Consider the following 21,043-nt stretch of genomic DNA (forward strand, 5'->3'; position numbering starts at 1 on the left):
ACAAAATAGAGCATGATAAAGGCATTCAATTTTTTTTATAAAACTACTTGCTAATTGCAATAGTATTGTATATAATATTGAATGTTGGTCTTTGACTGCGATGAAGCGAGAGGTTGCCGACACACCCGGCCGCTTTGCCATGGCGGTGTGTGGGAGAATTTTCGTGGAGAATGTCTAGAAAATAGGCGAGAAGGAGGGAAAGTAATGGCAAAACAAAAAATTCGTATTCGTTTAAAAGCGTATGATCACCGTATTCTTGATCAGTCTGCTGAGAAAATTGTTGAAACTGCTAAGCGTTCAGGTGCAAGCGTATCGGGTCCGATTCCGCTACCAACGGAAAGATCTGTGTATACAATTCTTCGTGCGGTTCACAAGTACAAAGATTCTCGTGAGCAATTCGAAATGCGTACGCATAAACGTCTAATCGATATCGTTAACCCAACACCACAAACTGTTGATGCGTTAATGAAGCTTGATTTACCATCTGGCGTTGATATTGAAATCAAACTTTAATGGTAAAACAAAATAGAACTTTTAAAATTTACAGGAGGTGTGACAAATGGCTAAAGGAATCTTAGGTAGAAAAATCGGTATGACTCAAGTTTTCGCTGAGAACGGAGATTTAATCCCAGTAACAGTAATTGAAGCTGCTCCAAACGTAGTTCTTCAAAAGAAAACAGTTGAAACTGATGGTTACGAAGCAGTTCAAATTGGTTTCGAAGATAAGCGCGTTAAGCTTTCAAACAAACCAGAACAAGGTCACGTAGCAAAAGCAAATACGGCTCCTAAGCGCTTCATTCGTGAATTCCGCAACTTAAACGTAGCAGAATACGAAGTTGGTCAAGAAGTCAAAGTTGAAATTTTCGCAGAAGGCGATGTAATTGATGTAACAGGTGTTTCGAAAGGTAAAGGTTTCCAAGGTGCAATTAAACGCCACGGACAATCACGTGGTCCAATGAGCCACGGTTCTCGTTATCACCGTCGCGTTGGTTCTATGGGTCCTGTTGCTCCGAACCGCGTATTCAAACAAAAGAAATTACCTGGTCAAATGGGTGGCAACGTTGTAACAATCCAAAACCTTGAAATTGTTAAGGTGGATGCTGAACGTAACCTATTATTAGTTAAAGGTAATGTTCCTGGTTCTAAAAAAGCATTAGTAACAGTGAAAACTGCTATTAAATCTAAATAATTTCTCGAAGAAAGGAGGAAACAGGAATGGCAAAGGTATCTGTACTTAGTCAAACAGGCGCTTCAGTTGGTGAAATCGAATTAAACGATGCGATTTTCGGAATCGAGCCAAACGAAGCTGTATTATTCGACGCAGTAATCGCACAACGTGCTTCTCTACGTCAAGGTAATCACAAAGTAAAAAACCGTTCTGAAGTTGCTGGTGGTGGTCGTAAGCCATGGCGTCAAAAAGGAACTGGTCGTGCTCGTCAAGGTTCGATCCGCTCTCCACAATGGCGCGGTGGTGGTATCGTATTCGGTCCAACTCCACGAAGCTATTCATATAAATTACCGAAGAAAGTTCGTCGCTTAGCTCTTAAATCAGCTTTATCAGCTAAAGTTGTAGAACAAAACTTCTTAGTGCTTGATGCATTAACTTTAAATGCACCAAAAACTAAAGATTTCGCTGCTATTTTAAAAGCATTAGAAATCAATTCAAAAGCATTATTCGTTACTGCTGAGTTAGATGAAAACGTAGCATTATCTGCTCGTAACATCCCAGGTGTAACTGTTTTAACAGCTAACGGAATCAACGTTCTTGATCTTTTAGGTCATGACAAAGTTGTATTCACAAAAGCTGCAGTAGAAAAGGTTGAGGAGGTGCTTGGATAATGGAAGCACGTGATATCATTAAACGTCCGGTCATTACTGAGCGTTCTTCTGAATTAATGGCAGAGAAAAAGTATACTTTTGAAGTAGACACTCGCGCTAACAAAACACAAGTTAAAGACGCTGTAGAAGAAATCTTTGGTGTTGAAGTTGATAAAGTAAACATCATGAACTACAAAGGTAAATTCAAACGCGTTGGTAAATATAGCGGCTACACTAACAAACGTCGTAAGGCAATCGTTAAATTAACTGCTGATTCAAAAGAAATCGAATTATTCTAATAGACAGGGCAACCTGAGCAATAAATAGAAGGAGGGAACACAAATGGCGATTAAAAAGTACAAACCAACCTCAAATGGTCGTCGTAACATGACGTCATCTGACTTTGCGGAAATCACTACTAATAAGCCTGAAAAGTCTTTATTAGCTCCGAAAAAACGCAAAGCTGGTCGTAATAACCAAGGTAAAATTACTGTTCGTCATCACGGTGGTGGTCATAAGAAGCAATACCGCGTAATCGATTTTAAACGTGTTAAAGATGGCATTCCAGGCCGCGTTGCTACAATCGAGTATGATCCAAACCGCTCTGCGAATATCGCATTAATTAACTATGCTGACGGTGAAAAACGTTATATCTTAGCTCCGAAAGGTCTTGAAGTAGGTCAAACGATCGTTTCAGGTCCAGAGGCAGACATTAAAGTAGGTAACGCATTACCATTAGCAAACATTCCAATGGGTACAACAATCCATAACATCGAGTTAAAACCTGGTAAAGGTGGACAATTAGTACGTTCAGCTGGTACATCAGCACAAGTATTAGGACGTGAAGATAAATATGTAATTATCCGTCTTCAATCTGGTGAAGTTCGTTTAGTATTAGCAACTTGCCGCGCTACAGTTGGTCAAGTTGGTAATGAGCAACATGAACTTATCCACATTGGTAAAGCAGGTCGTTCTCGTTGGTTAGGTAAACGCCCAACTGTTCGTGGTTCTGTAATGAACCCTAACGATCACCCACACGGTGGTGGTGAAGGACGTTCTCCAATCGGACGTAAATCTCCAATGACACCATGGGGTAAACCAGCTCTTGGTTATAAAACACGTAAGAAGAAAAACAAATCTTCTAAATTCATTATTCGTGGACGTAAAAAATAAAGTGGTTGTACTGCGGTTCGCTAGAAGAGCCGTGGTGGGATCACGGAGGGAGGTTCCTAAATGGGTCGCAGCTTGAAAAAAGGACCTTTTGTTGACGCTCACCTTATGAAAAAGGTGGAAGTACAAGAGGCTTCTGAGAAAAAACAAGTAATTAAAACTTGGTCTCGCCGTTCTACTATCTTCCCGAACTTTATCGGTTTAACAATCGCTGTATATGATGGACGTAAACACGTTCCTGTATATGTGACAGAAGATATGGTAGGTCACAAGTTAGGCGAGTTCGCACCAACACGTACTTACAAAGGTCACGGTGCAGACGATAAGAAAACAAGACGCTAATTTTGAGAGGAGGTAAATCCTAATGACACAAGCTAAAGCTATCGCTCGTACAGTTCGTATCGCTCCTCGTAAAGTACGTCTAGTAGTAGACTTAATCCGAGGCAAGCAAATCGGTGAAGCAGTTGCAATTTTACGTCATACTCCAAAAGCGGCGTCTCCAGTCGTTGAGAAAGTATTAAAATCTGCAGTTGCTAACGCTGAACATAACTATGAGTTAGATGTAAATAACTTAGTTGTATCTGAAATCTTTGTTGATGAAGGTCCAACATTAAAACGTTTCCGTCCACGTGCTCAAGGACGTGCAAGCGCAATTAACAAACGCACAAGCCACATTACAGTTGTGGTATCAGAGAAGAAGGAGGGTTAATCCGTGGGTCAAAAAGTACATCCAATAGGACTACGAGTTGGTATTATTCGTGATTGGGAATCAAAATGGTTCGCTGAGAAAGACTACGCTGCTCTTTTACACGAAGATATCAAAGTTCGTAAACATATCGAATCTACATTAAAAGATGCATCTGTATCTAAAGTAGAAATCGAGCGCGCTGCAAATCGCGTAAACATTACAATTCACACTGCGAAACCAGGTATGGTAATCGGTAAAGGCGGTACGGAAGTTGAAAACTTACGTAAATACTTAAGCGAAACAACTGGCAAGCGTGTTCACATTAATATCGTAGAAATCAAACGTGCTGATCTTGATGCTCGCTTAGTAGCAGAAAACATCGCTCGTCAACTTGAGAACCGCGTATCATTCCGTCGTGCTCAAAAACAAGCAATCCAACGCACAATCCGCGCTGGTGCAAAAGGTATTAAAACACAAGTATCTGGTCGTTTAGGTGGCGCTGACATCGCGCGTGCTGAACACTATAGTGAAGGAACTGTTCCACTTCATACACTACGTGCTGACATCGATTATGCACATGCTGAAGCTGATACAACTTACGGTAAATTAGGCGTTAAAGTTTGGATCTACCGTGGTGAAGTCCTTCCTACTAAAAAGAACTCTGTGGAAGGAGGCAAATAATAATGTTATTACCAAAACGCGTTAAATATCGTCGTGAACACCGTGGTAACATGCGTGGTGAAGCGAAAGGCGGTAAAGAAGTAACATTTGGTGAGTGGGGCTTACAAGCTACTACAGCATCATGGATTACAAACCGTCAAATCGAATCTGCCCGTATCGCAATGACTCGTTACATGAAACGTGGCGGTAAAGTTTGGATTAAAATCTTCCCACATAAACCTTACACGAAAAAGCCTCTAGAAGTCCGCATGGGTTCTGGTAAAGGTTCTCCTGAAGGTTGGGTAGCAGTAGTAAAACCAGGAAAAATTATGTTCGAAATCGCTGGTGTATCTGAAGAGATCGCACGTGAAGCACTTCGTTTAGCATCACATAAGCTTCCTGTTAAATGTAAGATCGTAAAACGTCAAGAAACTGGTGGTGAATCTAATGAAAGCTAATGAAATCCGTGACCTTGCCACTTCTGAAATCGAATTAAAAGTGAAATCACTGAAAGAAGAGCTTTTCAACCTTCGCTTCCAATTGGCGACTGGTCAATTAGAAAACACAGCTCGCATCCGCGAAGTTCGTAAAGCGATTGCGCGCATGAAAACTGTGATTCGTGAAAGAGAAATCAGTGCACAATAATACGAATAAAGGAGGTTTTCTGGCATGACTGAGCGTAATCAACGCAAAGTTTACACAGGCCGTGTTGTTTCTGACAAAATGGACAAAACTGTTACTGTTTTAGTTGAAACACACAAAAAGCACAAGCTTTACGGTAAACGTGTAAAATATTCTAAAAAGTTTAAAGCTCATGATGAGCAAAACACTGCGAAAATCGGTGATATCGTACGTATCATGGAAACTCGCCCGCTATCAGCTACTAAACATTTCCGTCTAGTGGAAGTTGTAGAAAAAGCGGTTATTATCTAATAACTATTTCGGAAAATATAAAGTTCCGAAGGGAGGTAACCTAAGTGATCCAACAAGAAAGTCGTATGAAAGTTGCTGACAACTCAGGTGCACGTGAAGTATTAACAATTAAAGTGCTTGGTGGTTCTGGACGTAAAACTGCAAACATCGGCGATATCGTCGTATGTACAGTTAAGAAAGCAACACCAGGTGGCGTTGTCAAGAAGGGTGACGTTGTTAAGGCTGTTATCGTTCGCACAAAATCTGGCGTTCGTCGTAAAGATGGTACTTACATTAAATTTGATGAAAATGCTTGCGTTATTATCAAAGATGATAAGTCACCACGCGGAACTCGTATTTTCGGACCTGTTGCACGTGAATTGCGTGACAGCAACTTCATGAAAATCGTTTCTCTAGCTCCAGAAGTTCTTTAATTTTCATGACAGTACCAATCAAGGAGGTGCGACACACAATGCATGTTAAAAAGGGCGACAAGGTAAAAGTTATTACTGGTAAAGATAAAGGCAAAGAAGGCGTTATCTTAGCTGCTTTCCCAAAACAAGACCGTGTTCTTGTTGAAGGCGTTAATATCGTTAAAAAGCATATCAAACCTAACCAGTTAAACCCACAAGGTGGTATTGTATCTCAAGAAGCTGCAATCCACGTATCGAACGTAATGCTGATCGATCCAAAATCTGGCGAGCCGACTCGTGTAGGTTACAAAATCGAAAACGGTAAAAAAGTTCGTGTTGCAAAAAAATCAGGTGTAGTAATCGACTAATAAGTAAAACGAGAAAGGAGGTACGAACATGAGCCGCCTAAAAGAAAAATTTGTAAATGAAGTATCACCTGCTCTAGTGAGCAAGTTTGAATATAAATCAGTAATGCAAGTGCCGAAAGTGGAAAAAATCGTTATTAACATGGGTGTTGGTGACGCTGTACAAAACTCTAAAGCACTAGATGCTGCTGTTGAAGAATTAGCAACTATCACTGGTCAAAAACCAGTTGTAACTAAAGCGAAAAAATCGATTGCTGGTTTCCGTTTACGTGAAGGTATGCCTATCGGTGCTAAAGTTACATTACGCGGTGAGCGTATGTATGAATTCTTGGATAAATTAATTTCTATCGCACTACCACGTGTACGTGACTTCCGCGGTGTTTCTAAAAAAGCATTCGACGGTCGCGGTAACTACACTTTAGGTGTTAAAGAACAATTAATTTTCCCAGAAATCGATTACGATAAAGTTTCGAAAGTACGCGGTATGGACATCGTGATCGTAACGACTGCGAATTCTGATGAAGAAGCTCGCGAGTTATTGACACAATTCGGTATGCCGTTCCAAAAGTAATCAAATAAGGAGGGCGAAAACGTGGCTAAAAAATCAATGATCGTTAAACAACAACGTAAGCAAAAGTTTAAAGTACAAGAATATACACGTTGTGAACGCTGTGGTCGTCCACACTCTGTATATCGTAAATTTAAGCTTTGCCGTATTTGTTTCCGTGAACTTGCATATAAGGGACAAATTCCTGGCGTTAAAAAAGCCAGCTGGTAATCCCCTAATTTTGGGAAGGAGGTAAATTTTCATGACAATGACTGATCCGATTGCAGATATGCTTACTCGTATTCGTAATGCGAACATGGTTCGTCACGAGAAATTAGAAGTTCCTGCTTCTAACTTAAAGAAAGAAATCGCTGAAATTTTAAAGCGTGAAGGTTTCGTACGTGACGTTGAGTATGTTGAAGACAACAAGCAAGGAATCATCCGTATCTTCTTAAAATACGGTAAAGATAACGAACGTGTAATCACTGGTTTAAAACGTATTTCTAAACCTGGTCTACGCGTATACGCTAAAACAAACGAAGTACCTAAAGTATTAAACGGTCTTGGTATCGCTTTAGTATCAACTTCACAAGGTTTATTAACTGATAAAGAAGCTCGCGCTAAACAAGTTGGCGGAGAAATCTTAGCATACGTTTGGTAATTAGTAACAAAAGAATGGAGGTGCAACTTACATGTCTCGCGTAGGTAAAAAACTTATCGAGGTACCTGCTAACGTAACTGTGACTGTCGCTGACGACAACACAGTAACTGTTAAAGGTCCAAAAGGCGAATTAGTTCGTCAATTTAATCAAGATATGAAAATCGAGCAAGAAGGCAACATCATCACTGTTGTTCGTCCATCTGAATCGAAAGAACACCGTACAGTCCACGGTACAACTCGTGCGTTATTAGCTAACATGGTAACGGGTGTTTCTGAAGGTTTCTCTCGTACTCTAGAACTTGTTGGGGTAGGTTACCGTGCTCAATTGCAAGGTAATAAACTTGTACTTAACGTAGGTTACTCTCATCCAGTAGAGTTTACACCTGAACAAGGTTTAGAAGTTGAAGTTCCTTCAAACACGAAAATTATCGTAAAAGGTATTTCAAAAGAACGCGTTGGTGCATTAGCATCTAACATCCGTGACGTTCGTCCTCCAGAGCCATATAAAGGCAAAGGAATTCGTTATGAAGGCGAATACGTTCGTCGTAAAGAAGGTAAAACAGGTAAATAATGCTAAAACCAAGCATTAGAAAGGAGTGACCTCTGTGATTACGAAACAAGATAAAAATCAGGTTCGTAAAAAACGTCATGCACGTGTACGTTCAAAAATTACGGGTACTGCTGAGCGTCCACGCTTAAACGTATTCCGTTCTAACAAGAACATTTATGCACAACTAATCGATGACGTAGCTGGTGTAACTTTAGTATCTGCTAATACACAAGAAAAAGCTTTCGAAGGTATGGGATCTAACGTAGAAGCTGCATCTAAAATCGGTGAAACAATCGCAAAACGCGCTACGGAAAAAAATATTACTGCTGTTGTATTTGACCGTGGTGGTTACTTATATCATGGACGTGTAAAAGCTTTAGCAGAAGCTGCACGTGAAAACGGCTTAGAATTTTAATAAGAAGGAGGGACATACTTCATGAGTCGCATTGACGCAAACAAATTAGAGCAACTTGAAGAACGCGTAGTTACAATTAACCGTGTAGCTAAAGTTGTTAAAGGTGGACGTCGCTTCCGCTTCACAGCATTAGTAGTTGTTGGAGACAAGAACGGCCATGTAGGTTTCGGTACTGGTAAAGCACAAGAGGTGCCAGACGCGATCCGTAAAGCTGTTGAAGACGCGAAGAAAAACTTAGTCGAAGTACCGCGCGTAGGTGGAACTACTCCACACTTAGTGCAAGGTCGCTTCGGTGCAGGTAAAGTGTTAATTAAACCTGCTGCTCCAGGTACAGGGGTTATCGCTGGTGGTCCAGTACGTGCTGTATTAGAGTTAGCTGGTATTACTGATATTCTTTCAAAATCTCTAGGTTCAAACACACCAATTAACATGGTGCGTGCAACTATTGCAGGTTTAACTGAATTAAAGCAAGCTGAGGAAGTTGCAAAGCTTCGCGGTAAATCAGTGGAAGAATTATTAGGATAAGGGGGGAATTATAATGGCTAAATTACAAATTACCCTTTCTAAATCTGTGATTGGTACTAAACCAGCACAACGTAAAACAATCGAGGCTCTTGGATTACGCAAAACAAATCAAACTGTTGAACATGCTGATAATGTTGCTGTTCGCGGTATGCTTACAAAAGTAGCTCACTTAGTTACTGTAAAAGAAATTTAATTTCATATCATTGAACAAGGAGGTGCCACTCATAATGAAACTTCATGAGTTGAAACCAGCAGAAGGATCACGTAAAGTACGTAACCGAGTTGGTCGTGGTATCGGTTCTGGTAACGGTAAAACTGCAGGTAAAGGTCACAAAGGTCAAAACGCTCGTTCTGGCGGCGGCGTTCGCCCAGGATTTGAGGGTGGTCAAAACCCACTATTCCGTCGTTTACCTAAACGAGGCTTTACAAATATTAACCGTAAAGAATACGCTATCGTTAACCTTGATGCATTAAACCGTTTTGAAGATGGTGCAGAAGTAACTGCTGCATTATTAGTAGAAACTGGTATTGTGAGTAATGAAAAAGCTGGTATTAAAGTTTTAGGTAATGGAACTTTAACTAAAAAGCTTACAGTAAAAGCTCATAAATTCTCAGCTTCTGCAAAAGAAGCTATTGAGAATGCTGGCGGAACAACTGAGGTGATCTAATGTTTCAAACGATCTCTAACTTTATGCGCGTTCGAGATATACGAAATAAAATCATCTTTACTTTATTATTGTTAATCGTTTTCCGTATCGGGACATTTATTCCTGTACCAAACGTTGACGCAAAAGTATTGCAAGCTGCTGATGAGTTTAATATTATCGGCTTCTTAAATACTTTCGGTGGTGGTGCCTTGGCAAACTTCTCTATCTTTGCGATGGGGATTATGCCATACATTACTGCTTCAATTATTGTGCAGTTATTGCAAATGGACGTTGTACCTAAATTTGCAGAATGGGCTAAACAAGGTGAGGTTGGTCGCCGTAAGTTAGCACAATTTACACGATATTTTACAATCGTTCTAGCGCTTATCCAATCATTTGCAATGTCATTTGGCTTTAACAAGCTTTATGGCGGATCATTGATTACTGATACTAGTATTGGTTCGTATTTAACTATCGCGATTGTACTGACAGCAGGTACTGCCTTCCTGTTATGGTTGTCTGAGCAAATTACAGCAAATGGTGTTGGTAATGGTATTTCCATTCTAATCTTTGCTGGTATCGTAGCTGCGATTCCAAATTCAATTAACCAAATTTATGCACAACAAATTCAAGGTGCAGGCGATCAACTATTCATTCGAATTGTTATTCTTGCATTGTTATTATTAGTTATTCTTGCAGTTATTGTTGGTGTAATTTATGTTAACCAAGCGTTACGTAAAATTCCAATTCAATATGCGAAACGAGTAACAGGCCGTGCGTCTCAAACTGGTGGTCAACAAACGCACTTACCGTTAAAAGTAAATGCTGCAGGGGTTATTCCGGTAATCTTTGCGATGGCGTTTATTGTGACACCGCAAACTTTGTCGACGTTCTTCGGTGAAAATAGTGTAACAACGTTTATTAAAAATATGTTTGATTATAAGCAGACAACTGGTTTAATCGGACTATCTGTTTATATTGCTTTAATTATTGCCTTCACATACTTCTACGCGTTCGTTCAAGTGAACCCAGAAAATGTGGCAGACAATTTAAAGAAGCAAGGTGCATACATTCCGGGCATCCGTCCAGGTAATGATACACAGGCTTATTTAACAAAAGTCCTTTATCGTTTAACTTTCGTCGGTGCTATCTTCCTATGTGTTATCTCTGTTATGCCTATTTTATTCACTACATTTATGAATTTACCTGCTTCTGCTCAAATTGGTGGAACAAGTATGATTATCGTAGTTGGTGTAGCACTTGAAACAATGAAGCAATTAGAATCACAATTAGTGAAACGTCATTATAAAGGCTTTATGAAATAATGTTGGTTTTAGGGAACGATTTCGTTTCCTTAACCAGCTAGACACAGTAGCTTTTAGGGGGAACCTTCGTATGAATATCGTTTTAATGGGCTTGCCAGGTGCTGGTAAAGGTACACAGGCAGATAAAATTGTTGAGAAGTACGCAATCCCTCATATTTCTACAGGCGATATGTTCCGTGCAGCTATTAAGGACGGTACTGAACTTGGCCTACAAGCTAAATCGTTTATGGATCAAGGTGCATTAGTACCTGACGAAGTAACAATCGGTATCGTGCGTGAGCGATTATCACAAGCTGACTGTGAAAAAGGATTCTTATTAGATGGATTCCCTCGTACAGTTCCTCAAGCAGAGGCGTTAGATGGCATTCTTGAAAGCCTAGGCCGTGCAATCGAACATACGATTAATATCCAAGTTGATAAAGATGAATTAGTAGCACGTTTAAGTGGACGTCGCATTTGTAAAAGCTGTGGCGCTTCTTATCACTTGATTTTCAACCCTCCAGCGGTAGAAGGAAAATGTGATAAAGATGGTGGCGAGCTTTATACTCGTGCAGATGATAATCCTGAAACGGTAACAAATCGTTTGGAAGTAAATATGAATCAAGCGCAACCTTTACTTGATTTTTACCAAGCTAAAGGTGTTTTAACAAATATTAACGGACAGCAGGATATTAATAAAGTATTTGCTGATCTTGATGCTCTATTACAGAGCGGCCGCAGCTGATACCCGACCCAGGCGCAAGTTATCTGCTTTCGCGGGAGGCATGCGGAGGCAACAACGAAACATAATTTTTGAGAGTTGCAAAAGCATATTGTACCCAATTAATACGTGAGAGGGGAGCACAGTACGTGTGATGATCCACTTATTGTATAGAGGGTTTCGTGGAAGCATCTGTGTAACGGGTATGAATCTCTCATCCAAGACATTCCGGCTATCGTGTTAACATAAGGAATACAGCTTCCTAAACCGGGTTCTGTTCATTCCATGGATTGTGTGAAGCGAAACCAGACGAGCGTCTTTCGAACATCTCTCATACAATCCAAGCATATGTTGAGACGAGTTGCTTCTAAATAACGGAAGAAAACAGTTATAATGATTACCGGATTAGGTAGTCAGAAATTGCATATAGAAGGGAGACGAGAGTTAATGGCGAAAGATGATGTAATTGAAGTCGAAGGGACAGTTGTTGAGACTTTGCCAAACGCGATGTTTAAGGTAGAATTAGAAAATGGGCATGTAGTGCTTGCACATGTATCTGGAAAGATTCGTATGCACTTTATCCGCATTCTACCGGGAGATAAGGTTACTATTGAGTTATCTCCATATGATTTAACTCGCGGTCGTATCACATACCGTTTTAAATAATCTTTTGCACTCCGGACTATTAAGGAGGTTAGGTTAGATGAAAGTGAGACCATCTGTGAAACCGATCTGCGAAAAGTGTAAAGTAATTCGCCGACGCGGTAAAGTAATGGTAATCTGTGAAAATCCTAAACACAAACAAAAACAAGGATAATTAATAAGGAGGTGCACACGTAAATGGCACGTATTGCTGGTGTTGATATTCCTCGCGACAAACGCGTTGTAATTTCATTAACTTATATTTACGGTATTGGTAAAACAACTTCACAAAAAGTATTAGCAGCTGCAGGTATTGACGAAAATATCCGCGTTCGCGACTTAACTGAAGATCAATTAAACTTAATCCGTGAACAATTAGATACATTAAAAGTGGAAGGTGACTTACGTCGCGAAGTTTCACTTAACATTAAACGTCTGATGGAAATCGGTTGTAACCGTGGTATCCGTCACCGTCGTGGTTTACCTGTTCGTGGTCAAAATACGAAGAACAACGCACGTACGCGTAAAGGTCCTCGTAAAACTGTAGCGAATAAGAAAAAATAATTAAGTAAAGGGGGTTCCTTCTTAACATGGCTCGTAAACAACAAACTCGTAAACGTCGTGTGAAAAAGAATATCGAATCTGGTATCGCACACATTCGTTCTACATTCAACAATACAATCGTAACGATTACAGATATGCAAGGTAACGCTGTATCATGGTCAAGCGCTGGTGCTCTTGGTTTCCGTGGTTCACGTAAATCTACACCATTTGCTGCTCAAATGGCTGCAGAAACTGCTGCTAAAGCATCCCTTGAACATGGTCTGAAAACGTTGGAAGTAACTGTTAAAGGTCCTGGTGCAGGTCGTGAAGCTGCAATTCGTGCACTTCAATCTGCTGGTTTAGATGTAACTGCTATTAAAGACGTTACTCCAGTTCCGCATAACGGTTGCCGTCCGCCAAAACGTCGTCGCGTGTAGTGGGTGCAGCTTAAAGAGCATATATCTTTAAGTACATCATTTCTTTGTGCAAATGTCTTGTGCAACTTATTATTAAAGTCAATCAAGAATGACAACTATGATGGTATGAACCTATACATTGATGTTTTGAAGGAGGGTAAATTGAATGATCGAAATTGAAAAACCAAAGATTGAAACAGTGGAGATCAGCGAAGATGCCAAATATGGCAAGTTTGTTGTAGAACCGCTAGAACGCGGATATGGAAACACTTTGGGAAATTCTTTACGTCGTATCCTTCTGTCTTCTTTACCAGGAGCTGCTGTAACGTCAATTCAAATTGACGGCGTATTACACGAATTCTCTACTGTAGAAGGCGTTGTAGAAGATGTTGCTTCAATTATCTTAAACGTGAAAAAGTTAGCTTTAAAAATCTACTCTGACGAAGAAAAAGTCATTGAGATTGATGTAAAAGGTGATGGAACAGTTACAGCTGCTGACATCACACATGACAGTGACGTTGAAATTTTAAATCCAGATCTATATATTGCAACAATCGCTAAAAACGGTCATTTACGTATGCGTATGTATGCGCAACGCGGTCGTGGCTATACTCCTGCTGATCAAAACAAACGTGAGGATCTTCCTATCGGCGTGATCCCGATCGACTCTATTTACACTCCAGTTTCACGCGTCAATTTCCAAGTGGAAAACACTCGTGTTGGACAAAACTCTGATTACGATAAGTTATCACTTGATGTATGGACAGATGGAAGCATCGGTCCGAAAGAGGCGATTTCGCTTGGAGCGAAAATTTTAACAGAGCATTTAAACATTTTCGTAGGCATGACGAATGAAGCGCAAACGGCTGAAATCATGGTCGAAAAAGAAGAAGATCAAAAAGAAAAAGTTTTAGAGATGACTATCGAAGAGCTTGATCTTTCTGTTCGTTCTTACAACTGCTTAAAGCGCGCAGGTATCAATACGGTACTTGAATTAGCGAATAAATCAGAAGACGACATGATGAAAGTACGTAACCTTGGTCGCAAGTCTTTAGAAGAGGTTAAAGCGAAGTTAGAAGAGCTTGGTTTAGGATTACGTAAAGAAGACTAAGCGAATTTTAAATATACAGCAAGATCAGATATTTTTTAAAGGAGGGAAACATCCATGGGTTACAGAAAACTTGGTCGTACAAGTTCTCAACGTAAAGCGATGTTACGTGACTTAGCTACTGACTTAATCATCAACGAGCGCATCGAAACAACTGAAGCTCGCGCGAAAGAAGTTCGTAAAGCTGTTGAAAAAATGATTACATTAGGTAAACGCGGTGATTTACATGCTCGTCGTCAAGCGGCTGCATTCATCCGTCGTGAGCTAGTAACGAAAACTGACGAAGAAGGTAACGAAACAACTTCATTCGCATTACAAAAATTGTTCGATGATGTTGCACCACGCTATGCAGAGCGTCAAGGTGGTTACACTCGTATTCTTAAAGTAGGTCCTCGTCGTGGAGACGGCGCACCTGTAGTTGTGATTGAACTAGTTTAATTCATTAACGACAAGTGTTTTAGAGGGGGTGTCTAGTTCACCTATGAACGTCGGCACTCCCTTTCTGTAAATAATTGCGCCTCTTGTGCGTAATTAAAACGATTTATACGACAAATAATTAAGCTGAGCGTTACGATGAGCGGGACATAAGCATTATGTTGGCGTCTCGTCTAGCTCTCCGCACCTCATTCATTCAGAGTACGGAAATGAGCAGCCGTATTCTCCTTAATGTAGTGATAAGCGCATTTCTCTGAATGAGGTGCGCGCTTTTTTATTCTATAAAGATTGGTGAATATCACCAATACATACATAAACATAAAGTACGTTTAGGCAAATTTTGCTTTGTAACGTGCTTTATTTTTATATATGTGGAAAAGGTGGCACAGGGTTAGGAAACAGTGTAACTTTATCTTTATACAGCGAATGTCGCAGATTTTGAATAGGAGCGCACGAGAACGCTTGAAAAATCTAGCCAAGACACAGTTGGTTAATTGAGTGGAGAAAGAGAGGAGCAGAGCAATGACAGAAATTTTATCTTTTCACAACGTGACATTCTCCTATACACCGGAGGATGAAACAGCCCGCAAAGCTGTGCAAAACGTTTCTTTTACTGTACAGCAAGGGGAATGGATTGCCATTGTTGGTCATAATGGTTCAGGAAAATCGACAATTGCTAAGCTAATGAACGGTTTATTATATCCTGCTGAAGGTGAAGTACGCGTATTACGTAGCGCATTAACAGAGGAAAACCTTTGGGATGTACGCTCAAAAGTAGGGATGGTATTTCAAAATCCTGATAATCAATTTGTTGGTGCAACAGTACAAGATGATGTTGCATTTTCATTAGAAAATAACGGTGTACCGTATGAAGAAATGGTATTACGTGTGAAAGAAGCTTTAAAGCAAGTAAAGATGGATCAATTTTTAAACCATGAACCACATCATTTATCTGGGGGACAAAAGCAGCGTGTTGCCATTGCCGGCGCATTAGCGATACATCCACAGCTATTAATATTAGACGAGGCAACATCAATGTTAGATCCGCAAGGGCGTGATGAGGTGCTAAGCACTGTTCAAGCTTTACGTGAAAAAATCGGACTGACAGTTATCTCGATTACACATGATTTAGAAGAAGCGATGCTAGCGGATCGTATTATTTTTATGAATGATGGCAAAAAATATGCAGAAGGCACACCGAGTGAAATTTTCGCATTAGGCGAGCAATTAATTGAATTTGGTCTAGATTTACCTTTTGCGATGAAAATGACAAAGCTTTTACAACAGCAAGGTGTAAAGCTAATAGGACAACATATGACAGAAGAAGAGCTGGTGAATGATTTATGGACATCAAACTTCAACAAGTAAGCTATGCTTATGGAAAAGATACACCATTTGAAAAATATGCGCTATTTGATGTGGATTTAACGATTTCTCACGGCTCCTATCAAGCGATTATTGGCCATACAGGCTCAGGGAAATCAACAATCTTACAGCATTTTAATGGGCTATTAAAGCCTTCTACAGGCGAGGTGCATATAGGTGACCGTGTGATTGAAGCGGGAAAAAAGGCAAAGGAATTAAAGCCTGTACGCCAAAAAGTAGGTATCGTCTTTCAGTTTCCAGAGCATCAGCTATTTGAAGAAACCGTATTAAAGGATATTAAGTTTGGCCCAATGAATTTTGGCGTTTCTGAGGAAGAGGCTGAGCGTCGAGCACGTGAACTCATTACACTCGTCGGCTTACCAGAGGAAGTGTTAGAAAAATCGCCTTTTGACTTATCAGGAGGGCAAATGCGACGCGTAGCGATAGCGGGGGTACTAGCAATGCAGCCAGAAGTTATCGTGCTAGATGAGCCAACAGCGGGTTTAGACCCACGTGGTCAAAAGGAAATTATGGACATGTTTTATAATTTACACAAGCAGCAAGGATTAACGACGATTCTTGTAACGCACAGTATGGAGGATGCGGCCCGCTATGCTGACCATATTGCAATCATGCATGAGGGACGCTGTGTATTAATAGGAGAACCAAGGGAAATTTTCGCAGATGTAGAAACGCTAGCAAAATATCGTCTAGATCCACCTCGCATTGTCCGCTTCCAACAACGTGTGGAAAAACTTATAGGTGAGGCATTACCGAAAGTGTGTTTAACAGAAGAGGAGCTAGCGATTGAACTGGCACAAGTTGTGAAAAAGGAGCGTGACCAAGAATGATGGAAAAAATGATTTTTGGGCGCTACATTCCAGGTGATTCTTTCGTACATAAGCTTGATCCACGTGCGAAGCTAATTTTCGTATTCGCCTTTATCTTTATCGTCTTTTTCGCGAACAATGCAGTAACTTATGGGCTACTGCTCGCATTTACATTGTTGATTATATTTATATCTCGTATTCGCTTATACTTTTTAATTAATGGTTTGAAGCCAATTGTATTTTTAATGATTTTTACGTTCCTACTACATACGCTGTTTACGCGTGAAGGGGCGGTCATTTTAGATTTCGGTTTTCTGAAAATCTATGAGCAAGGCTTAAAGCAGGGTATTTTTATTTCAACACGTTTTTTAGTGCTTGTTTTTATGACATCAATTTTAACATTAACGACATCTCCCATTTCAATTACGGACGGTCTCGAAGTGTTACTGAATCCATTAAAAAAATTAAAAGCTCCTGTGCATGAGCTAGCATTAATGATGTCGATATCGCTACGCTTTATCCCGACATTAATGGATGAAACAGATAAAATTATGAAGGCACAAATGGCACGTGGTTCAGATTTAAGTGCGGGACCTTTAAAGGATCGCTTAAAAGCAGTTGTTCCGTTGCTAGTCCCACTTTTCGTCAGCGCCTTTAAACGTGCTGAGGATTTAGCAACTGCGATGGAAGTACGTGGCTATCGAGGCGGCGAGGGAAGAACGCGCTATCGTCAACTAAAATGGGATTACCGCGATACAATTTGTTTAATTTCGCTTGTCGTACTGACAGCCTTACTTGTATTTTATCGAAACTAGAGGTGATACCCGATGAGATTAAAAGCAACAATTAGCTATGATGGTACGCAATTTGCTGGCTATCAAGTACAGCCGGGTGAACGTACAGTGCAACTAGAGCTAGAAAAAGTTCTAATGACAATGCATAAAGGAGAACGCGTGCATGTGACAGCAAGTGGACGTACAGATGCGCGCGTTCATGCGAGTGGACAAGTAATTCATTTTGATACACCGCTTGCTATTCCGACCGAGAGCTATCAAAAGGCATTAAATGTCCAATTGCCTAACGATATTCGCGTTTTAGCTGTGGAGCAGGTGGCAGAGGATTTTCATGCGCGCTATAGCGTGACAGGCAAGCGTTATCGCTATATTTGGGATTGTAGTAAAATCCAAAGCCCGTTTCGTCGTTTTTATACGGTTGAAACGAGGGGAATTAAGCCGGATATAGAACTAATGCGCGAAGCTGCACAGTCAATTATTGGCACACATGATTTTACTTGCTTTTGTGCAGCGAATACAAGTGTTGTTGATAAAGTGCGCACAGTCCATTCATTAGATTTGGAATGGGTCGGCAATGAGCTACATATGACCATCGCAGGTAACGGCTTTTTATATAATATGGTGCGTATTATCGCAGGCACGCTCTGGGAAGTTGGCATAGGTCGCCGTGCTGTTCAGGTGGTAGCTGAAGCAATCGAAGCGCAGGATCGTAGCAAGGCAGGTAAAACAGCCCCTGCACATGGACTTTATTTGGAAGAGGTTTTTTATCCATTGGAAAATGAAATGGAATGAGATAATCCCATCTGTTTAGAAATATAATGAGCGTGCTAGAAGTGAAGAAGGATTACCTAAAATCAAATTATTTGAGGGAAGTAATGTTGCTTTCTCCACTTTATTATATTGTTATAAACTTTAACGAGTTTGTAATAAAGGGGGCTTTGAATTGTCACTATTTAAGCGCTTTGCTTTTTGGCTACCATCGCTAACTATTAATTCATTATATACGAGCTATTTGTAAATCCGATTAAAGACATTGTACTCGTTATGGATCCTATACTTATTTATCTTATTAATAAATTAGGTAGCAGCTTATACAACTATGAGGAGTTTAAATTGTTATTACCTGGTTTTCTACTACACTTTTTTCTCTGGCTATTGTATGGAATAGCTATTGATAATGTAATAAAAAACGTATTAATAGTTCCAAACAAATGAAATAACGGTGCACTTGATTTTCAAAAATGTCACACAAAGCCATGATACTGAGGCCTTAAAGGAGAATATTATTTGTAGAGCTTTATAAGAAATATTAAGATTTATATAAGAATATAGGATGAAAAAGTGCAGCTTATTTAGCGATTTCAGGCTTTAACAACCTCTCCAGGTGTTCAATAAAAATTCTTGACTTATAATGCAATACGTTATATGATGATGTATGGTATTTTCATTACCACCACAAATAAGCCCCGAAACTTATAGTGTATAATAATGAAAAATAACGGTAATCGAATTAATTAGGAGGATATATACATGCGTACAACATTCATGGCTAAAGGTCACGAAGTAGAGCGTAAATGGTTAGTAGTTGACGCAGAAGGCCAAACTCTTGGACGTTTAGCTTCTGAAGTAGCTGCCATTTTACGTGGTAAACATAAACCAACTTTCACACCACACGTTGACACAGGTGATCACGTAATCATCATCAACGCTGACAAAATCGAATTAACAGGTAATAAATTAGAAGGTAAAATTTACTACCGTCACACTCAATTCGCTGGTGGTTTAAAACAACGTACAGCTGGCGAAATGAAAGAAAAATACCCAACTCAAATGATCGAGTTAGCGGTTAAAGGGATGCTTCCTAAAAACTCTTTAGGTCGCCAAATGTTCAGCAAACTTAATGTTTATGCTGGCGCAGAACACCCACACGCAGCACAAAAACCAGAAGCTTATGAGCTTCGTGGATAATAGACTACATTAATAGGAGGATATAACCTTGGCACAAGTTCAATACATCGGCACAGGTCGCCGTAAAAGCTCAGTAGCTCGCGTACGTTTAGTACCAGGCGAAGGCAAAATCGTAATCAACAACCGTGATGTTGCGGATTACCTACCATATGAAACTTTACTTTTAATCATCAACCAACCACTTGAAGCAACTGAAACAAAAGGTAGCTACGATGTTCACGTAAACGTAAACGGTGGTGGTTTCACTGGTCAAGCTGGTGCAATCCGTCACGGTATCGCACGTGCTTTATTACAAGTTGACCCAGATTTCCGTCCAGCACTTAAATCTGCAGGTTTATTAACTCGTGATGCACGTATGAAAGAGCGTAAAAAACCAGGTTTACGCGGCGCTCGTCGTTCACCACAGTTCTCAAAACGTTAATATCGTTGTTATATCAGCGTTTACAAAGGTTTTGGGGTTCAAGTTGGTGCAAATCAGCTTGAATTTCATAACAGATTTAAAGCATCAGCATCTTGCTGGTGCTTTTTTTATGCATTAATTCTAGATAATAATTTTGTGTTGTTTGAATATTAATTTGATCTGATCGCCTTGATACATATGCAATATTTATTATAAAGAAGAATTAGGTGCATCACTTGCAATAACCCCGCTAAATGGTAAATTAGTAGAAAGGGTAATTCTTAATAACTAGAAAGTGTTAAATGTTTTTTATGAATCTGCTCCTAGTAAACACTTACACGAAATCAATGGAATGCCAATGTTTTAACAGAATTAGGTAGGTAAATAGGTAGATTACATCGTGATTTTTGGTTAGAGAATATATTGGTAGATAACTGTCAAAGGTTGTTTTTCAAGATGGTGAGAAGAATTTTATAACTTTGATTTAGCTTTTCCAATACATAGTATGATAGAGAATTCAGTTATCCGGGGAGGATAAATTTAATAAATGATTAGGGGGCGTTAAAATGATAGAACAAAAAAAATTTCCGAATTTAGAAACAGATAGATTGTTATTGCGAAATGTAAATAATGAGGATGTCGATTTTATTTATAAGCTTTTTAGTGATGAAAGAGTGTGCGAATTTTTATATGATGAAGAATTATTTAGTAGAAATGATGCAATAGAGTTTGTTGAATGGAATAAAGATCCAGAAGAAAAGAGACACAATCGTTGGGTATTAGTCAAAAAAGGTGCTGCCCAAGAACCAATTGGAACATGTGGATATGATAATTGGGACAGAATGAACAATATTGCTGAAATAGGCTACGATTTATGGCATGAATATTGGGGACAAGGCTATATGAAAGAGGCTTTAACTAGTGCAATTAATAGTGGCTTTAATCATATGAAATTGAATAGAATTAATGCTTATGTTGCTTTAGATAACGTGAACTCTACGAAGTTATTAGAAAAACTCGGATTTGTAAATGAGGGAATATATAGGGATAAGCATTTATTTAGGGGAAAATATTATGACCATTATTCCTTTTCTTTGTTAAAAAGAGATTGGAACCAAAACTAAGGTATAATCTGTGACTTTTTGA

At 39.6% G+C, this 21,043-nt stretch carries 36 protein-coding genes; all 36 read left to right on the plus strand.

Annotated elements, in window-relative coordinates; all coding sequences use genetic code 11:
- Positions 1 to 204: 204 nt before the first annotated feature.
- Positions 205 to 513, plus strand: coding sequence for a 30S ribosomal protein S10 (gene rpsJ / locus TY13_RS17280; protein WP_042478628.1), 309 nt, complete (start codon positions 205 to 207; stop codon positions 511 to 513).
- Positions 514 to 559: 46 nt separating this feature from the next.
- The gene (gene rplC, locus TY13_RS17285) at positions 560 to 1,189 is read left to right on the plus strand and encodes a 50S ribosomal protein L3 (RefSeq protein WP_042478630.1); all 630 of its coding nucleotides are present in this window, start codon (positions 560 to 562) and stop codon (positions 1,187 to 1,189) included.
- A gap of 26 nt (positions 1,190 to 1,215) precedes the next feature.
- Entirely contained in the window at positions 1,216 to 1,839 is a 624-nt protein-coding gene (gene rplD, locus TY13_RS17290) for a 50S ribosomal protein L4 (protein ID WP_042478632.1), read from the plus strand.
- Entirely contained in the window at positions 1,839 to 2,117 is a 279-nt protein-coding gene (rplW, locus tag TY13_RS17295) for a 50S ribosomal protein L23 (protein ID WP_042478634.1), read from the plus strand. The genes rplD and rplW overlap by 1 nt, the downstream gene beginning before the upstream one ends.
- A 43-nt stretch (positions 2,118 to 2,160) precedes the next feature.
- Positions 2,161 to 2,991 (plus strand): 50S ribosomal protein L2, encoded by an 831-nt coding sequence (gene rplB / locus TY13_RS17300; protein WP_042478635.1) that lies wholly within the window; start codon positions 2,161 to 2,163, stop codon positions 2,989 to 2,991.
- 60 nt (positions 2,992 to 3,051) lie between these two features.
- Positions 3,052 to 3,330: a 30S ribosomal protein S19 gene (rpsS, locus tag TY13_RS17305; protein ID WP_042478637.1), complete on the plus strand. Its 279-nt coding sequence runs from the start codon at positions 3,052 to 3,054 to the stop codon at positions 3,328 to 3,330.
- A 22-nt stretch (positions 3,331 to 3,352) separates the two neighbouring features.
- Complete coding sequence (gene rplV / locus TY13_RS17310; protein WP_042478638.1) at positions 3,353 to 3,697, plus strand: 50S ribosomal protein L22; 345 nt, start codon at positions 3,353 to 3,355, stop codon at positions 3,695 to 3,697.
- 3 nt (positions 3,698 to 3,700) lie between these two features.
- Positions 3,701 to 4,357: a 30S ribosomal protein S3 gene (gene rpsC / locus TY13_RS17315; RefSeq protein WP_042478639.1), complete on the plus strand. Its 657-nt coding sequence runs from the start codon at positions 3,701 to 3,703 to the stop codon at positions 4,355 to 4,357.
- Between the two features lie 2 nt (positions 4,358 to 4,359).
- Positions 4,360 to 4,794, plus strand: a complete 435-nt coding sequence (gene rplP, locus TY13_RS17320; RefSeq protein ID WP_042478640.1) for a 50S ribosomal protein L16 — start codon at positions 4,360 to 4,362, stop codon at positions 4,792 to 4,794.
- Complete coding sequence (gene rpmC / locus TY13_RS17325) at positions 4,784 to 4,981, plus strand: 50S ribosomal protein L29 (protein ID WP_042478642.1); 198 nt, start codon at positions 4,784 to 4,786, stop codon at positions 4,979 to 4,981. Before rplP ends, rpmC begins: the two co-directional genes overlap by 11 nt.
- A gap of 24 nt (positions 4,982 to 5,005) precedes the next feature.
- On the plus strand, positions 5,006 to 5,269 hold the full coding sequence (gene rpsQ / locus TY13_RS17330; protein WP_042478644.1) for a 30S ribosomal protein S17: 264 nt from the start codon (positions 5,006 to 5,008) through the stop codon (positions 5,267 to 5,269).
- Between the two features lie 44 nt (positions 5,270 to 5,313).
- Positions 5,314 to 5,682 (plus strand): 50S ribosomal protein L14, encoded by a 369-nt coding sequence (rplN, locus tag TY13_RS17335; protein WP_042478646.1) that lies wholly within the window; start codon positions 5,314 to 5,316, stop codon positions 5,680 to 5,682.
- Between the two features lie 38 nt (positions 5,683 to 5,720).
- Positions 5,721 to 6,029 (plus strand): 50S ribosomal protein L24, encoded by a 309-nt coding sequence (rplX, locus tag TY13_RS17340; protein WP_042478647.1) that lies wholly within the window; start codon positions 5,721 to 5,723, stop codon positions 6,027 to 6,029.
- Between the two features lie 28 nt (positions 6,030 to 6,057).
- Complete coding sequence (rplE, locus tag TY13_RS17345) at positions 6,058 to 6,597, plus strand: 50S ribosomal protein L5 (protein WP_042478649.1); 540 nt, start codon at positions 6,058 to 6,060, stop codon at positions 6,595 to 6,597.
- A 21-nt stretch (positions 6,598 to 6,618) separates the two neighbouring features.
- The gene (locus tag TY13_RS17350; RefSeq protein WP_004233656.1) at positions 6,619 to 6,804 is read left to right on the plus strand and encodes a type Z 30S ribosomal protein S14; all 186 of its coding nucleotides are present in this window, start codon (positions 6,619 to 6,621) and stop codon (positions 6,802 to 6,804) included.
- 31 nt (positions 6,805 to 6,835) lie between these two features.
- Positions 6,836 to 7,234, plus strand: coding sequence for a 30S ribosomal protein S8 (rpsH, locus tag TY13_RS17355; protein WP_042478650.1), 399 nt, complete (start codon positions 6,836 to 6,838; stop codon positions 7,232 to 7,234).
- A gap of 31 nt (positions 7,235 to 7,265) precedes the next feature.
- Positions 7,266 to 7,805, plus strand: a complete 540-nt coding sequence (rplF, locus tag TY13_RS17360; protein WP_042478651.1) for a 50S ribosomal protein L6 — start codon at positions 7,266 to 7,268, stop codon at positions 7,803 to 7,805.
- A 34-nt stretch (positions 7,806 to 7,839) separates the two neighbouring features.
- Positions 7,840 to 8,199 (plus strand): 50S ribosomal protein L18, encoded by a 360-nt coding sequence (gene rplR, locus TY13_RS17365; RefSeq protein WP_042478652.1) that lies wholly within the window; start codon positions 7,840 to 7,842, stop codon positions 8,197 to 8,199.
- Positions 8,200 to 8,220: 21 nt separating this feature from the next.
- Positions 8,221 to 8,724: a 30S ribosomal protein S5 gene (gene rpsE / locus TY13_RS17370; RefSeq protein WP_042478653.1), complete on the plus strand. Its 504-nt coding sequence runs from the start codon at positions 8,221 to 8,223 to the stop codon at positions 8,722 to 8,724.
- Between the two features lie 10 nt (positions 8,725 to 8,734).
- Complete coding sequence (gene rpmD, locus TY13_RS17375) at positions 8,735 to 8,917, plus strand: 50S ribosomal protein L30 (RefSeq protein WP_195891717.1); 183 nt, start codon at positions 8,735 to 8,737, stop codon at positions 8,915 to 8,917.
- 34 nt (positions 8,918 to 8,951) lie between these two features.
- Entirely contained in the window at positions 8,952 to 9,392 is a 441-nt protein-coding gene (gene rplO / locus TY13_RS17380) for a 50S ribosomal protein L15 (protein WP_042478656.1), read from the plus strand.
- Positions 9,392 to 10,696 carry a preprotein translocase subunit SecY gene (gene secY / locus TY13_RS17385; RefSeq protein ID WP_042478658.1) on the plus strand — a complete coding sequence of 435 codons (1,305 nt, stop codon included), beginning with the start codon at positions 9,392 to 9,394 and terminating at the stop codon, positions 10,694 to 10,696. The genes rplO and secY overlap by 1 nt, the downstream gene beginning before the upstream one ends.
- A 70-nt stretch (positions 10,697 to 10,766) precedes the next feature.
- Complete coding sequence (locus TY13_RS17390; RefSeq protein WP_042478659.1) at positions 10,767 to 11,420, plus strand: adenylate kinase; 654 nt, start codon at positions 10,767 to 10,769, stop codon at positions 11,418 to 11,420.
- A 423-nt stretch (positions 11,421 to 11,843) separates the two neighbouring features.
- Entirely contained in the window at positions 11,844 to 12,062 is a 219-nt protein-coding gene (gene infA, locus TY13_RS17395) for a translation initiation factor IF-1 (protein ID WP_042478660.1), read from the plus strand.
- Positions 12,063 to 12,099: 37 nt separating this feature from the next.
- Positions 12,100 to 12,213: a 50S ribosomal protein L36 gene (rpmJ, locus tag TY13_RS17400; protein ID WP_000868344.1), complete on the plus strand. Its 114-nt coding sequence runs from the start codon at positions 12,100 to 12,102 to the stop codon at positions 12,211 to 12,213.
- Between the two features lie 23 nt (positions 12,214 to 12,236).
- Positions 12,237 to 12,602, plus strand: a complete 366-nt coding sequence (gene rpsM / locus TY13_RS17405) for a 30S ribosomal protein S13 (protein WP_042478662.1) — start codon at positions 12,237 to 12,239, stop codon at positions 12,600 to 12,602.
- A 26-nt stretch (positions 12,603 to 12,628) separates the two neighbouring features.
- Positions 12,629 to 13,018, plus strand: a complete 390-nt coding sequence (gene rpsK, locus TY13_RS17410) for a 30S ribosomal protein S11 (RefSeq protein ID WP_042478665.1) — start codon at positions 12,629 to 12,631, stop codon at positions 13,016 to 13,018.
- 145 nt (positions 13,019 to 13,163) lie between these two features.
- The gene (locus TY13_RS17415; RefSeq protein ID WP_042478667.1) at positions 13,164 to 14,108 is read left to right on the plus strand and encodes a DNA-directed RNA polymerase subunit alpha; all 945 of its coding nucleotides are present in this window, start codon (positions 13,164 to 13,166) and stop codon (positions 14,106 to 14,108) included.
- A 54-nt stretch (positions 14,109 to 14,162) separates the two neighbouring features.
- The gene (gene rplQ / locus TY13_RS17420; protein ID WP_042478668.1) at positions 14,163 to 14,543 is read left to right on the plus strand and encodes a 50S ribosomal protein L17; all 381 of its coding nucleotides are present in this window, start codon (positions 14,163 to 14,165) and stop codon (positions 14,541 to 14,543) included.
- Between the two features lie 519 nt (positions 14,544 to 15,062).
- On the plus strand, positions 15,063 to 15,908 hold the full coding sequence (locus tag TY13_RS17425) for an energy-coupling factor ABC transporter ATP-binding protein (protein WP_042478669.1): 846 nt from the start codon (positions 15,063 to 15,065) through the stop codon (positions 15,906 to 15,908).
- The gene (locus tag TY13_RS17430) at positions 15,884 to 16,756 is read left to right on the plus strand and encodes an energy-coupling factor ABC transporter ATP-binding protein (protein WP_042478671.1); all 873 of its coding nucleotides are present in this window, start codon (positions 15,884 to 15,886) and stop codon (positions 16,754 to 16,756) included. The genes TY13_RS17425 and TY13_RS17430 overlap by 25 nt, the downstream gene beginning before the upstream one ends.
- Positions 16,753 to 17,550, plus strand: a complete 798-nt coding sequence (locus tag TY13_RS17435) for an energy-coupling factor transporter transmembrane component T family protein (protein WP_042478673.1) — start codon at positions 16,753 to 16,755, stop codon at positions 17,548 to 17,550. The genes TY13_RS17430 and TY13_RS17435 overlap by 4 nt, the downstream gene beginning before the upstream one ends.
- Positions 17,551 to 17,562: 12 nt before the next feature.
- Complete coding sequence (truA, locus tag TY13_RS17440; protein ID WP_042478675.1) at positions 17,563 to 18,321, plus strand: tRNA pseudouridine(38-40) synthase TruA; 759 nt, start codon at positions 17,563 to 17,565, stop codon at positions 18,319 to 18,321.
- 738 nt (positions 18,322 to 19,059) lie between these two features.
- Positions 19,060 to 19,497 carry a 50S ribosomal protein L13 gene (gene rplM, locus TY13_RS17445; protein WP_042478677.1) on the plus strand — a complete coding sequence of 146 codons (438 nt, stop codon included), beginning with the start codon at positions 19,060 to 19,062 and terminating at the stop codon, positions 19,495 to 19,497.
- Positions 19,498 to 19,525: 28 nt separating this feature from the next.
- Positions 19,526 to 19,918 carry a 30S ribosomal protein S9 gene (gene rpsI, locus TY13_RS17450; RefSeq protein WP_042478678.1) on the plus strand — a complete coding sequence of 131 codons (393 nt, stop codon included), beginning with the start codon at positions 19,526 to 19,528 and terminating at the stop codon, positions 19,916 to 19,918.
- 545 nt (positions 19,919 to 20,463) lie between these two features.
- On the plus strand, positions 20,464 to 21,021 hold the full coding sequence (locus TY13_RS17455; RefSeq protein WP_042478680.1) for a GNAT family N-acetyltransferase: 558 nt from the start codon (positions 20,464 to 20,466) through the stop codon (positions 21,019 to 21,021).
- The last annotated feature ends 22 nt before the right edge of the window (positions 21,022 to 21,043 follow it).

The organism is Bacillus ndiopicus (assembly GCF_000612805.1).
GTDB classification, from domain to species: Bacteria; Bacillota; Bacilli; order Bacillales_A; family Planococcaceae; genus Metasolibacillus; species Metasolibacillus ndiopicus.

Bases quoted from the DNA above. Each gene is read 5' to 3' on its own strand.
- rpsJ (WP_042478628.1), top strand. From the start codon at position 205: ATGGCAAAACAAAAAATTCGTATTCGTTTAAAAGCGTATGATCACCGT.
- rplC (WP_042478630.1), top strand. From the start codon at position 560: ATGGCTAAAGGAATCTTAGGTAGAAAAATCGGTATGACTCAAGTTTTC.
- rplD (WP_042478632.1), top strand. From the start codon at position 1,216: ATGGCAAAGGTATCTGTACTTAGTCAAACAGGCGCTTCAGTTGGTGAA.
- rplW (WP_042478634.1), top strand. From the start codon at position 1,839: ATGGAAGCACGTGATATCATTAAACGTCCGGTCATTACTGAGCGTTCT.
- rplB (WP_042478635.1), top strand. From the start codon at position 2,161: ATGGCGATTAAAAAGTACAAACCAACCTCAAATGGTCGTCGTAACATG.
- rpsS (WP_042478637.1), top strand. From the start codon at position 3,052: ATGGGTCGCAGCTTGAAAAAAGGACCTTTTGTTGACGCTCACCTTATG.
- rplV (WP_042478638.1), top strand. From the start codon at position 3,353: ATGACACAAGCTAAAGCTATCGCTCGTACAGTTCGTATCGCTCCTCGT.
- rplP (WP_042478640.1), top strand. From the start codon at position 4,360: ATGTTATTACCAAAACGCGTTAAATATCGTCGTGAACACCGTGGTAAC.
- rpmC (WP_042478642.1), top strand. From the start codon at position 4,784: ATGAAAGCTAATGAAATCCGTGACCTTGCCACTTCTGAAATCGAATTA.
- rpsQ (WP_042478644.1), top strand. From the start codon at position 5,006: ATGACTGAGCGTAATCAACGCAAAGTTTACACAGGCCGTGTTGTTTCT.
- rplX (WP_042478647.1), top strand. From the start codon at position 5,721: ATGCATGTTAAAAAGGGCGACAAGGTAAAAGTTATTACTGGTAAAGAT.
- rplE (WP_042478649.1), top strand. From the start codon at position 6,058: ATGAGCCGCCTAAAAGAAAAATTTGTAAATGAAGTATCACCTGCTCTA.
- rpsH (WP_042478650.1), top strand. From the start codon at position 6,836: ATGACAATGACTGATCCGATTGCAGATATGCTTACTCGTATTCGTAAT.
- rplF (WP_042478651.1), top strand. From the start codon at position 7,266: ATGTCTCGCGTAGGTAAAAAACTTATCGAGGTACCTGCTAACGTAACT.
- rpsE (WP_042478653.1), top strand. From the start codon at position 8,221: ATGAGTCGCATTGACGCAAACAAATTAGAGCAACTTGAAGAACGCGTA.
- rplO (WP_042478656.1), top strand. From the start codon at position 8,952: ATGAAACTTCATGAGTTGAAACCAGCAGAAGGATCACGTAAAGTACGT.
- secY (WP_042478658.1), top strand. From the start codon at position 9,392: ATGTTTCAAACGATCTCTAACTTTATGCGCGTTCGAGATATACGAAAT.
- TY13_RS17390 (WP_042478659.1), top strand. From the start codon at position 10,767: ATGAATATCGTTTTAATGGGCTTGCCAGGTGCTGGTAAAGGTACACAG.
- infA (WP_042478660.1), top strand. From the start codon at position 11,844: ATGGCGAAAGATGATGTAATTGAAGTCGAAGGGACAGTTGTTGAGACT.
- rpmJ (WP_000868344.1), top strand. From the start codon at position 12,100: ATGAAAGTGAGACCATCTGTGAAACCGATCTGCGAAAAGTGTAAAGTA.
- rpsM (WP_042478662.1), top strand. From the start codon at position 12,237: ATGGCACGTATTGCTGGTGTTGATATTCCTCGCGACAAACGCGTTGTA.
- rpsK (WP_042478665.1), top strand. From the start codon at position 12,629: ATGGCTCGTAAACAACAAACTCGTAAACGTCGTGTGAAAAAGAATATC.
- TY13_RS17415 (WP_042478667.1), top strand. From the start codon at position 13,164: ATGATCGAAATTGAAAAACCAAAGATTGAAACAGTGGAGATCAGCGAA.
- rplQ (WP_042478668.1), top strand. From the start codon at position 14,163: ATGGGTTACAGAAAACTTGGTCGTACAAGTTCTCAACGTAAAGCGATG.
- TY13_RS17425 (WP_042478669.1), top strand. From the start codon at position 15,063: ATGACAGAAATTTTATCTTTTCACAACGTGACATTCTCCTATACACCG.
- TY13_RS17430 (WP_042478671.1), top strand. From the start codon at position 15,884: ATGGACATCAAACTTCAACAAGTAAGCTATGCTTATGGAAAAGATACA.
- TY13_RS17435 (WP_042478673.1), top strand. From the start codon at position 16,753: ATGATGGAAAAAATGATTTTTGGGCGCTACATTCCAGGTGATTCTTTC.
- truA (WP_042478675.1), top strand. From the start codon at position 17,563: ATGAGATTAAAAGCAACAATTAGCTATGATGGTACGCAATTTGCTGGC.
- rplM (WP_042478677.1), top strand. From the start codon at position 19,060: ATGCGTACAACATTCATGGCTAAAGGTCACGAAGTAGAGCGTAAATGG.
- TY13_RS17455 (WP_042478680.1), top strand. From the start codon at position 20,464: ATGATAGAACAAAAAAAATTTCCGAATTTAGAAACAGATAGATTGTTA.